This is a genomic window from Sulfitobacter sp. AS92, assembly GCF_038900015.1.
Taxonomy (GTDB): domain Bacteria; phylum Pseudomonadota; class Alphaproteobacteria; order Rhodobacterales; family Rhodobacteraceae; genus Sulfitobacter.
This window is the reverse complement of record NZ_JBBMQL010000006.1, coordinates 142,537-154,381: the sequence shown is the minus strand read 5'-3', so window position 1 is coordinate 154,381 and position 11,845 is coordinate 142,537. Positions and strand designations below refer to the sequence as shown.

At 60.8% G+C, this 11,845-nt stretch carries 9 protein-coding genes; 7 read left to right on the top strand and 2 right to left on the bottom strand.

What is annotated here, in order from left to right; all coding sequences use genetic code 11:
• The first annotated feature begins 9 nt into the window (after positions 1-9).
• Both WNY61_RS12675 and purL read left to right on the top strand, forming a co-directional pair.
• Positions 10-921 (top strand): LysR family transcriptional regulator, encoded by a 912-nt coding sequence (locus WNY61_RS12675; protein ID WP_342851781.1) that lies wholly within the window; start codon positions 10-12, stop codon positions 919-921.
• Between the two features lie 284 nt (positions 922-1,205).
• Entirely contained in the window at positions 1,206-3,365 is a 2,160-nt protein-coding gene (gene purL, locus WNY61_RS12670; RefSeq protein ID WP_342851780.1) for a phosphoribosylformylglycinamidine synthase subunit PurL, read from the top strand.
• Positions 3,366-3,578: 213 nt separating this feature from the next.
• On the opposite strand, the gene WNY61_RS12665 is transcribed toward purL, so the two are convergent.
• Together WNY61_RS12665 and WNY61_RS12660 are read right to left on the bottom strand one after the other, a co-directional pair.
• The gene (locus WNY61_RS12665; protein WP_342851779.1) at positions 3,579-4,838 is read right to left on the bottom strand and encodes a VWA domain-containing protein; all 1,260 of its coding nucleotides are present in this window, start codon (positions 4,836-4,838) and stop codon (positions 3,579-3,581) included.
• Positions 4,839-4,843: 5 nt separating this feature from the next.
• Entirely contained in the window at positions 4,844-5,752 is a 909-nt protein-coding gene (locus WNY61_RS12660) for a MoxR family ATPase (protein WP_342851777.1), read from the bottom strand.
• Positions 5,753-5,941: 189 nt separating this feature from the next.
• Here WNY61_RS12660 and WNY61_RS12655 point away from each other — a divergent pair, with 189 nt between their 5' ends.
• From WNY61_RS12655 to WNY61_RS12635, 5 genes are read left to right on the top strand one after another with little or no spacing between them, the layout of a single operon-like run.
• Entirely contained in the window at positions 5,942-6,961 is a 1,020-nt protein-coding gene (locus WNY61_RS12655; RefSeq protein WP_342851776.1) for a glycosyltransferase family 2 protein, read from the top strand.
• Entirely contained in the window at positions 6,958-7,584 is a 627-nt protein-coding gene (locus tag WNY61_RS12650; protein ID WP_342851775.1) for a sulfotransferase, read from the top strand. Before WNY61_RS12655 ends, WNY61_RS12650 begins: the two co-directional genes overlap by 4 nt.
• Complete coding sequence (locus tag WNY61_RS12645) at positions 7,584-9,956, top strand: glycosyltransferase family 2 protein (protein WP_342851774.1); 2,373 nt, start codon at positions 7,584-7,586, stop codon at positions 9,954-9,956. Before WNY61_RS12650 ends, WNY61_RS12645 begins: the two co-directional genes overlap by 1 nt.
• 4 nt (positions 9,957-9,960) lie before the next feature.
• Positions 9,961-10,650 carry an FkbM family methyltransferase gene (locus WNY61_RS12640; RefSeq protein ID WP_342851773.1) on the top strand — a complete coding sequence of 230 codons (690 nt, stop codon included), beginning with the start codon at positions 9,961-9,963 and terminating at the stop codon, positions 10,648-10,650.
• Complete coding sequence (locus WNY61_RS12635) at positions 10,640-11,707, top strand: glycosyltransferase family 2 protein (RefSeq protein ID WP_342851772.1); 1,068 nt, start codon at positions 10,640-10,642, stop codon at positions 11,705-11,707. Before WNY61_RS12640 ends, WNY61_RS12635 begins: the two co-directional genes overlap by 11 nt.
• The last annotated feature ends 138 nt before the right edge of the window (positions 11,708-11,845 follow it).

Sequence of the window (11,845 nt, the reverse complement as noted above, 5' to 3'; positions counted from 1 at the left end):
GTACGCGCCATGGATTGGGACAAACTCAGAATTTTTCACGCCGTGGCCGACGCCGGGTCGCTGACCCATGCGGGCGACAAGTTGAACCTGTCGCAGTCCGCGGTCAGTCGGCAGATTCGCGGGCTTGAGGAACAGCTCAACACCAACCTCTTCCACCGCCACGCGCGCGGTTTGATCCTGACAGAACAGGGTGAGCTGCTGTTCGACGCGACCTCGGCCATGGCCAAGCGTCTCGACGCCGCCGCCGCGCGTATCCGCGACAGCGAAGAAGAAGTGTTTGGTGAGCTTCGGGTGACGACCACCACCGGCTTCGGCACCCTTTGGCTCGCGCCGCGCCTGCCCAAACTCTACGAACAATACCCCGATCTTAAAGTCGACCTGATGCTCGAAGAACGCGTCCTCGATCTGCCCATGAGGGAGGCCGATGTCGCCATCCGTATGAAAGAGCCGAGCCAGGCCGATCTGGTCCGCAAACGCCTGATGACCGTGCGCATGGGGCTCTACGCCACGCCTGAGTATCTTGAGAAACATGGCACCCCAACGCGCATGGAGGACATGGCCGATCACCGTTTGATCTGTCAAAACACCGACAGCGATCAGGTCGGTGCCGGGCTGCAACTGGTCAAAGAGCTGATGATGTATGACCTGCGCTCGCTCTTGACGGTCAACAACTACTTCGGCGTGCTTCAGGGTGTGGTGCACCACCTTGGCCTTGGCGTGCTGCCCAACTACCTTATTCAGGACTTCCCACATATCGTGCAGGTGATGCCCGATATCGAATCCGCCGAAGTGCCGGTTTACCTCGCCTATCCCGAAGAGCTTCGCCAATCCAAACGCGTCGCTGCCTTTAAGGATTTTGTGCAGGAAGAGATCATAACCTACCGCAAACTCTGGCGCGAACGGACCGAAGGCGAAGGCTGACCTCCCGCCGCCGCCTTAGCCATGCATTAGGCGCATATCGGCCATGATGACTTGCGATGTTAAATAGCCTTGATCTGAGCAGCTCTGCCTCCTATTTCACCATTATGAAGATTGACAGCCTGAGGGCACGTCGCTTCATACCTCCCTGTTGGACTTGGCCGAGCTTCGTGCTCGGCCTTTTTTTTGGCCCACCCCATTCTTTCAGCCCACAGGCGGCCAAACCCACTTCCCCCCCGCCACTTCCCCTTGTATGAGGGCGCAAACGCGCCAGCCGGGGAATTTCCATGCAAGATCCAGCCATCACGCCTGACCTCATCGCCAGCCACGGGTTCACCCCCGAGGAATACGCCGAGGTCGTGAACATCCTTGGGCGCGAGCCGAACTATACCGAGATGGGTATTTTCTCGGCCATGTGGAATGAGCACTGCTCCTACAAGTCCTCAAAAAAATGGCTCCGCACCCTGCCCACCGACGGCCCCCAAGTCATCTGCGGCCCTGGCGAAAACGCAGGCGTGATCGATATCGGCGACGGCCAAGCGCTGGTCTTCAAGATGGAAAGCCACAACCACCCCTCCTACATTGAGCCCTACCAAGGGGCCGCGACCGGCGTGGGCGGTATTCTGCGCGATGTCTTCACCATGGGCGCGCGCCCGATTGCTGCGATGAACGCGCTCAGCTTTGGCCGCCCCGACCACCCCAAGACCCGCCAGCTTGTGCACGGTGTCGTCGAAGGCGTCGGCGGCTATGGCAATTGCTTCGGCGTCCCCACCGTGGGCGGCGAAGTGCGCTTCGACACCGCCTATGACGGCAACTGTCTGGTCAACGCCTTCGCGGCGGGCCTCGCGGATGCGGACAAAATCTTCTACTCCGCCGCCTCTGGCGTTGGCATGCCGGTGGTCTATCTCGGTGCGAAAACAGGCCGCGACGGCGTCGGGGGCGCGACAATGGCCTCTGCCGAGTTCGACGACACGATCGAAGAAAAGCGTCCCACCGTCCAAGTCGGCGACCCTTTCACCGAAAAACGCCTCATGGAGGCCACGCTGGAACTCATGGCCACCGGCGCTGTGATTTCCATCCAAGACATGGGCGCTGCGGGCCTGACCTGCTCTGCCGTTGAAATGGGCGACAAAGGCGGCCTTGGTGTGCGTCTCGAACTTGAAAAAGTGCCAACGCGCGAACTCAACATGACCGCCTATGAGATGATGCTCAGCGAAAGCCAAGAGCGGATGCTCATGGTTCTGCGCCCCGAACTTGAGGCCGAAGCCAAAGCTGTCTTCGACAAATGGGATCTCGATTTCGCCATCGTCGGCGAGACCCTCCCCGAAGACCGCTTCCTCATCTGCCTCAATGGCGAGGTCAAAGCCGACCTGCCGCTGTCGAAACTCGCCTCCACAGCACCTGAATACGACCGCCCGTGGGTGAAAACCCCCGCCGCAACGCCACTGGCCGACACCCCACAGATCGACCCCATCGAAGGTCTGCGCGCGCTGATCGGCTCTGTAAACCACAGCTCCAAAGCGTGGGTCTACGAGCAATACGACACGATGGTCATGGGCGACACCGTCCGCCTGCCCGGCCTCGGCGCGGGCATCGTGCGCGTGCATGGCACCAACAAAGCGCTGGCATTCACGTCCGACGTGACCCCACGCTACGTCAAAGCCAACCCCACCGAAGGCGGCAAACAGGCCGTTGCAGAAGCCTACCGCAACCTCTGCGCCGTAGGTGCCAAACCGCTTGCTACAACCGACAACCTGAACTTCGGCAACCCCGAAAAGCCTGAGATCATGGGCCAGTTCGTCGGTGCGATCAAAGGCATCGGCGAAGCCGTCGGCGCGCTCGATATGCCCATCGTCTCGGGCAACGTCTCGCTTTATAACGAGACCGACGGCAAAGGCATTCTGCCGACCCCCACCATCGGCGCCGTCGGCCTGCTCGACAATGTCGATGACATCATCAGCAATCAGCTGCGCGAAGGCCATGTCGCCCTTCTAGTCGGCGCAGCTGGCAGCCACCTCGGCCAATCCGCCTTGCTCGCCGAAGCCTTTGGCCGCATCGAGGGCGACGCGCCTCATGTCGACCTCGCGACCGAGCGCCGCCACGGCGAATTCATCCGCGCGCAGGCCAGCCATATCTCCGCCTGCACCGACCTCGGCGATGGCGGCCTTGCCCTCGCAGCCTTTGAGCTGGCCGAAACCGCCGGCGTTGGCGTCGAGCTTGAAAGCGATGACCCCGCGGTCCTCTTCGGCGAAGATCAAGCCCGCTACCTCATCGCCTGCACCGCCGAGGCTGCCGAGACTCTGATTGCCGCTGGCAAAGAAGCAAACGTTCCCGTCTCTCAAATCGGCGCCTTCGGTGGCGACAAGATTAGCTTCGGCGCTGCCACCGCACCGCTCAGCGATCTGCGCGAGACCTACCGCACCACCTTCGCCAAGACTTTCGCCTAAGAAACTCTGGTTTCGGAGCCGCCCTTGCTTGAGACCAAACGGTCGCGCGCAGGGCGGCGGGACAAGCTAAATCGCCGAGGGGCCCCTTTAGGGGATGCGGCTATTTCGCTTGGCGCGACGACAGGCGGGTGACAGGCTGGGATCAATCAAGGGTGGCTGCGAAACCTTCTGGTTTTGGAGAGACCCGCAGCCCCGCCTCCCTCACCTCATCGCCTAAACGGCTGCGTTCAACCCCGCCAACATCCGCGCCTTTTCGCCCGGATCATCAGGGCGCGAGATCGCCTCGGCCAGCGCCTCCAAAGATGCTATCGAATGCCCCGCGCGAAAACTGTCGACATGGGGCAGCATCGCGCGGATGCCCGCTGCCTTGGGCGCGAACCCGTCCCAGCGGAGCAGCGGATTCAGCCATATCACCCGCCGGGCGGTCAAATGCAGCCGTTGCATTTGCCGCGCCAGTTCCGCCGGATCGTCTCGGTCAAGCCCGTCGGTAACCAACAGCACAACCGCGCCCTGCCCCATAACCCGCCGTGACCAATCGCGGTTGAACGCTGCCAGCGCCGCACCAATCCGCGTGCCGCCCTCCCAATCCTGCGCCTGTGCGCCCGCCGCCGCCAGTGCCGCATCCACGTCGCGCGTGGCGAGATGTCGGGTGATATTTGTCAGCCGCGTGCCAAAGGTGAAGCCATGCACCTGCGCCCAGCCCGCGCCTTTGCGATTGGCCACCGCGTGCAGGAAATGCAGGATCACCCGGCTGTATTGGCTCATTGAGCCGGAGATATCACAGAGCACCACAAGGTTCGGATAACGCTCACGTGGCTTCATCCGGTAGAGCCGTTCCATCTCCCCCCCACGCCGCAGCGCTGCTTTCAGCGTGCGCGCCACGTCGATCCGCCCCCGCGCCGCAGCCACATTCCGCCGACTGGGCATCGGCGGCACCGGCAGGGCAAGCTTGGCCAACATCCGTTTCGCCTGAGCCATCTCGGCAAGGCTCATCTGTTCGAAATCCAGCGTTCTGAGCCGCTCGCGCGCCGACATCGTGAGGCTCGCATCCACCTCTATGAGAGTTTCCTCAGGCGCGGGCTGATCCTCACGGTCCGGCGCTTCCGCCCCGTCCAGCAAAGCCTCCGCCGCGCGTTTTTCAGCCGGTGTTGCCGGGCGGTCCTCTTGCACGCCACGGATGGCGGGCAGCATCGCGGCCATTATATGTTCCAAATAGCGCGGATCGCGCCAGTAGAGCCTGAAAATCTGCGCAAAGACCCGCGCCTGCTCAGGGCGGCTCACGAAACAGGCATGCAACGTCCAATAGAAATCGCGGCGGCTGGTAAAGCCAACGGCAGCAACCGCCTCCACCGCCTCTACCACGCGTCCCGGCCCGATCGACAGCCCCGCCCGCCTCAGAGCCCGGGCAAAATGCGTGATATTGCCCGCGAGCTTCGGATCGTCCGGCAATTCAAGGGGGAGCTGCTCGGCCATTCTGCTCAGGCAGGGACCAGCGACGCGCGGGCCTGCTCGAGAATACGCGCGGCCTCAGACCCTTGCAGTTTGGCAATGTCATCTTGGTATTTCAGCACCGCCCCAAGCGTGTCAGCGATCACCTCAGGGCTCAGCGTTGTCACATCCAGCGCCAACAAACATTTTGCCCAGTCAATCGTCTCTGCCACGCCGGGTTTCTTGAACAGATCCTCCGTCCGCAATTGCTGAACAAAAGCCACAACCTCGCGGCTGAGCGCTTCCGCCGCCTCAGGCGCACGGGCCTGCAGGATCGCCATTTCGCGTTCCACATCCGGGTAGTCAACCCAGTGGTAAAGGCACCGCCGCTTTAGCGCGTCATGCACTTCACGCGTGCGGTTCGAGGTGAGGATCATGATCGGCGGCTCCGGTGCGCGGATCGTGCCAAGCTCGGGGATCGTCACCTGAAAATCACTCAGCGCCTCCAGCAGAAAGGCCTCAAAGGGCGCATCGGTGCGGTCAAGCTCGTCGATCAGCAGCACGGGCGCGCCGTTCTCATCCGGGCGCAGGGCCTGCAAAAGCGGGCGTTCGATCAGGTATTCATCGCTGAAAAGCTCTTGTGTCAGTGCACGCCGGTCCGCGCCGCCCCCGGCTTCCGCCGTACGGATTGCCACCATCTGCGCCGGAAAATTCCACTCATAAACCGCGCTGGATGCATCCAATCCTTCGTAGCATTGCAGCCGGATCAACCGCCGCCCCAGCCCGGCGGCCAGCGCCTTGGCAATCTCGGTTTTGCCCACGCCTGCTTCGCCTTCCAGAAACAAGGGCCGCCCCAGTGTCAGGCTTAGGAACACAACAACCCCAAGAGCACGGTCACAGACATAGCCCTCCGCGCTTAGCATCTTTTGGACCGCGTCGATGGTATCAATGTTTTTCATAGGCCCAGTGGTGCATTCCCGCCCCGCCCCGTCAAGGGGTCTGACAGGGCTTGCGCAGATTGACGTGATTTCTCCGCGCTGGCATAGTCTTAACCAATAATTGACGGCCACCGGGGACAACCACCGGGGCCACAGGGGCAGATATGGGACAGTGCACTATCATCGCGACCCGGCGCGGCGGGGTCTGACATGCGCATTACCGCTGTCACCTGCGTCAAGAACGAAGGCCCGTTTCTGCTGGAATGGATCGCCTTTAACCGGGTGATCGGGGTTACGGATTTTCTGTTTTACTCAAACGATTGCAGCGACGGGACCGACCGGTTGCTTGATGCATTGCAAAGTCACGGCATCGTAACGCACCTGCCGAACCCGGCCACCAACCGAAACTACCAGATGCAGGCGCTGAAAGACGCAAGGCGCCAGCCCATCGTCACAGGGGCGGATTGGGTCTGGGTCGCGGATGTGGATGAGTTTCTCAACATTCATGTGGGTGACCACCGCATACCCGCATTGATTGAGGCTTGTGGGAACCCACAAGCGATTTCGGTGCATTTTCAGTTCTTTGCCAATGGCGGGGTCACGGATTATGTCGACAGGCCCGTCATCGCCCAATTCACCCAAAGCCATAATCCAGACATCTGCGGCGCTGACACGGCGATGGAGGTTAAGTCGCTGATCCGGAGCGACTTCCCTCTTGGCTACTACGGCGCGCATCGGCCATTTCATGACGACGAGAAAGACCAGCCCCATTGGACGGATGGCGCTGGCAGGCAGGTCCCCGACCTCTTTCGCAGCGCCGCCAACAAACGCCGCATCCGCGCTTTTCCCGCCCGCGGCGCGCGGCGCTTTGCGACGCTCAATCACTACGCGCTGCGGTCACTCGACAGCTATCTAGTCAAGAATGACCGGGGCGACGTAAACCGTGAGCATCGCGCCTTTGATGACACCTATTGGCGCGAACGCAACGATGCAGCGTGGGAGGATCGCTCAATCCAACGCTACCTGCCAGCCCTCGGTGCAGAGATAGACCGCCTTAAGGCTTTGCCGGGCATCGCAGATTTGCATTCGGAATCTGTTGCCGCTCACCGCGCGCGGCGTGATGCGCTGCTGGCTGATCCGGCCTATGTAGAGATGCGCGAACAACTTCTTAACGCCAGCCCCTACTGCGCCGCCGAAGCGGACATCCTTGCTGAAATAGGCCTGCCATGACCGGGCCACGCATCATAAACCTTGGGCTGCCAAAAACCGGCACCACGACACTGACCGACGCGTTGCGCCACGCGGGGCTCAAGGTCGCTGATTGGCGCATCCGCAAGGGGCAAAGCAATCTGCCAGATATCATCGGAGAGCATGTCGGGCGGATCCTTTATGCCGATTACTTTGACAGCGGCGACCCGCTGGCGCGGTTACGCGAGTTCGATGTGATTAACGAAATGAGTGCCGTGCGCCATGACCGTAGCCTTTGGCCGCAAACCGATTGGGGGGTGTTGCAGGCCATTCAAACCTACCACCCAGACATCAAGTTCCTCATGTCGCACCGCGACCCGGTTAAGACGGCCAACAGTATGATGCGCTGGCGAAATTTGGGCAACAAACGCTTGCCGCAAGCGGACGTGCCGGGCCTGCCACGGGGTTTTGGCCGCACTGAGGCCGAACTGGCCAAATGGGTTGAGGGGCATTTTGCCTTCTGTCGCCGCATATTTGCGGGATGCGACAATTTCTTGGAATTCGACATCGAAGACCCTGATGCACGCGACAAGATCGCGGCCTACCTCGGCATCGACCTGCCGTGGTGGGGCCAGAGCAACACTGGCAAAGCAGAGGCCGAATAATGCGTCTGACCCTGTTCATCGGCCCGACCGAAAAAGCCGCCGCACGCCTGCGCAACATCCTGAAACAACAACAAAATGCACTGCTAAAGCAGGGGGTTTACGCCCCCGATTGGAACCATGTTCGTCTTTATACCGCCTGTGCCGCGCCCGATGCTGTGGGACTGCTGCGCTATCGACGGGGTCTGGACAGCCCGTTGATCCGCACCACGCTGCGCGACGAATTCCACGCGCTGTTGTCTCGCGAATTGGCCGAGACACACGCCGATCATGTGGTGCTAAGCTCTGCGCAATTGGGCAACTTGCTGTCCCGACCCGAAGAGCTTGCCGAACTGCGTGACCTGCTTTCTGCGCATTTCGATGACATTCAGATCATTGCCCACCTTGACGAACAGGCCCGCCTGCTTACGGCGCATTACACCTTTGCCGTGACCGAGGGCCGCCGCCATTCTTTGGCCCAAGAACTGGCCTTGACCCAAGATTTGGCTGTCGCTGAACGGGGCAACTGGTGGCACGCTGCGCGTGAGACGACTGAAAACGCGTCTGACTTCGGCATATTCCCTGATGTCCAAGACCCGCCGTTTTGGCTCGATTACCATGCGCTACATGCCCATTGGGCCGAGGCTTTTGGCGCAGAGAATATCCATTTTCGCCCGCTCGACCTTTCGCATCTTTTGTCAAAGGACGGGGCCCGCGAAGTCGCCGACAGCCTTTGCCTGACCACGCCCCTCGGTCCGGTTGACCCCGGTCGCGCGATCGCAGCCCTGCCCGCGCCATGGCTTACGCGGATGCAGCAATTTAACGACGTGTTGATACGCTACCTACAAGTACATGACCTTTCCTGCCCGCGTAGGACATGGAACCAGATGTTGCAGGCGTTTCAGATCGGCGGCGCGCCAATCCCCCCCGGCAGCCTCGCCCCGATCTCTGCGCATTTCGCTGCCGACAATGCTACACTGATCGAAAAATTCCCCGCACTGGCCGATGCGCTAACCCCCGATACGCCCGCGCCCCTTTGGCGCGAGGCGGACCCCGCATTCGGCTTTCGCGCAACGCAATACCTCGCCGCCTTTGCCCACCGCATCCGCACCACTGCAACCCCGCTGGCCCAAAAACGCGCGGAGGCTGAGATGGCGCGCCGCTCCGCCACCAAGTTTGAAACGATGCTGCACGATCCAGATGCTTCGGAGGACGTGGGCAAGGCCAAAGCCCAACTGTCGAACCGGGTGAAGGTCAACCATGAGATGATCCTCAGCAGCCCCTTCCGTCCGCACAACCGCATAACCCTTAAGGGTGAAGATCAGCCCGCGCCCGCCTATACCGCCGTTCCGCCGCGCCAGTTGCCGCCTGGCAGCAGCGGCAACGTCATCGTCGGCTGCATGAAAAACGAAGCACCCTATATCCTTGAATGGGTCGCCCATCACCGCGCCGTGGGCTTTGACAATTTCCTGATTTACACAAATGATTGTACCGATGGCACCGATGCTGTGCTGGCCCGACTGCAAGATCTGGGCATCCTCCAGCACCGCAACAACGACGATTGGAAGGGAAACTCCCCGCAGCAACACGCGCTAAACCAAGCGCTTAAAGAGCCGCTGATACGCGACGCCGAATGGATCGCACATATTGACGTGGATGAATTCGTGAACATTCGCACCGGCAATGGCAGGCTGGAAGACTTCTTTGCCGCCGTGCCAGACGCGACCAACGTCGCCATGACATGGCGGCTTTTTGGTCATAACGGAGTGACCGCGCTTTCAGACGCCCCGGTGATCGGCCAGTTTGACCACTGTGCCCCCGCTTATTGCCCAAAACCCCATACTGCATGGGGGTTCAAGACGATGTTCCGCAACATTGGTGCTTACGAAAAGCTTTCCTGTCACCGGCCTAATAAGCTGGATGATACGCAGGAAAGCCACGTAAAATGGGTCAACGGCTCAGGCCAAGATATGACGCGCGATGCGCTGCGCAACGGCTGGCGCTCTTCCAAAAGCAATATCGGTTATGAGCTGCTGCAACTGAACCACTACGCGCTACGCTCGGCGGAATCGTTCCTGGTTAAACGCCAACGCGGACGGGCGCTGCATGTCGACCGCTCTATTGGGATCAACTATTGGATCCGCATGGATTGGAACGATCACCGTGATGTCACCATTCAGCGCAACCTGCCACGCCTGCAGGCTGAGATGGAGCGGTTGCTGGCGGACGATCAACTCCGTGCGTATCACGAAGCGGGCCTTGCTTGGCACCGTGCTAAGGCAGAAGAACTGCACCAAATGCCAGAGTTCCGCGACCTCTACCGCCAAGCGCTTAGCATCCAGTTAAACGCGACCGAACGGGTGGCCTATGCCCTTGCCCTTGATATGGAAAGCTGACCTCGTGACGGACACCTCGACTGAAGCCAATTTCATCCATTCCCGCGGTATGAAGTTCCCCGACGACCCTACGATCCTGCGCGGTCGGGTCCGCAAACTGCTGCGTCAAAATTCCTATGAGGCCAAAGAAAGCGAGGCCGCCTTACGGGTTGTCCGCGAAGGCGACCGGGTGATCGAACTGGGCGGCGGGGTCGGCTATATGTCGACGCTGGTGGCCAGCAAACGCCAGGTCGCCTCGGTGCATTCCTTTGAAGCCAACCCCAACCTCATCCCCTATATTCGTCGCGTCCATGCAGCCAACGGGCTGAGCAATACCCATGTCACCAACGCCATTCTTGGCCCCGCGCCAGGCAAGGTCGATTTCCATGTGCGCGCGCAGATCCTGTCGTCCTCCATGACCCGCTTTGAGGGCGAAGAGCCTCCCGAAACCCATCAAATCGACGTGCTTGATGCTGCTGGGGTCTTCGCCGAGTTGAACCCCACCGTGCTGATCTGCGATATCGAAGGCGCGGAGGTGGACCTAATCCCCACACTGCCCCTCGCCAATCTTCGTGCGGCCATCATCGAACTGCACCCGCAATGGATCGGTCCCGAGGGTGTCAACAAGGTCTTCGCCGCGTTTATGAACGCCGGCATGGCCTATTATCACCGCGGCTCGCATAACAAAGTCGTGGCATTCCGCCGTGAGTGGTAAGGCCCCCTCCCACCTTGCGATCCTTTGCCTGCGCAATGAGGGCGCGTTCCTTCTAGAATGGCTCGCCCACCACCGCGCTATCGGGTTTGATCACGTGCTGGTGTTTTCCAACGATTGCGACGACGGCACGGATGCGATGCTAGACCGTTTACAAGCATTTGGCGGCGTGACCCACATCCGCAATGACGGCCCTTATGATAAAGGCGGGATACAGTTCACTGCGTTGAAGGCCGCTGCCGATTTGCAGGTTGTGCAACTGGCCGACTGGATCTTGCCGCTCGACATTGATGAGTTCGTGAACATCCATTGCGGCGATCACAGTCTCGCCGCGCTGCACGCAGCCTTGCCCAAGGCCACGTCGATCACCCTCACGTGGCGGCTTTTCGGCAGTGCCGATCAGGTGCGCTACAAGGACCGCCCCGTGACCGAGACCTTCACACGCTGCGCGCCCGCCGTGATGCATTGGCCGTGGCGTGCCGCGATGTTCAAAACGCTCTACCGCAACGACGGCACCTATGCGCAACCGGGCGTGCACCGCCCCCGCAGCCCAGATCCGACGCGACTGGATCAGGCCCGCTGGTTCGACAGCCATGGCCGCCCCCTGCCCGACCTGTTCAAAACCCGCCGGATCTTTTCCAACTACGGACGCCAAAATCATGGTTTGGCTCAGATCAATCACTATCCCTTGGGCGCGATGGAAACCTACGTGCTCAAAGCCGACCGTGGTCGCGCCGTGCACAGCGACCATATGCTGGGGCTAGACTATTGGGTGGAGCGGAATTTTAACACCGAAACCGATACGACGATCAGCGCCACCGCACCGGCGCGCGCGCATGAGCTGGCCGCGCTTAAGGCCGATCCAGAACTCGCCGCGCTGCACGACGCTGCGGTCGCATGGCGCCGCACCCGTTTCGACGCGCTGATGGAACAAGAGCCCTTCCGCGCCCTCTTCGGACGCCTGCTCATGGCGCCGCCAAGCCGCCCGGTGACTGCCAAGGCTGCACGCTTTATGGTTGAGTATGCAAGACGCGGCCAAGCGCGCGAAAGTCAGCATTAATACGCGCGTTGGCGCTCTGCCCCCGGAAAACCGTCACATTCTCTTCAAATTCTCACGGATTTTCCGCATTTTTGCCCTATTATCTGGCTAACCCTAGCTGAGAAGGCGGATCTGCCCCGCCGCGACAAGCCCTGAGGA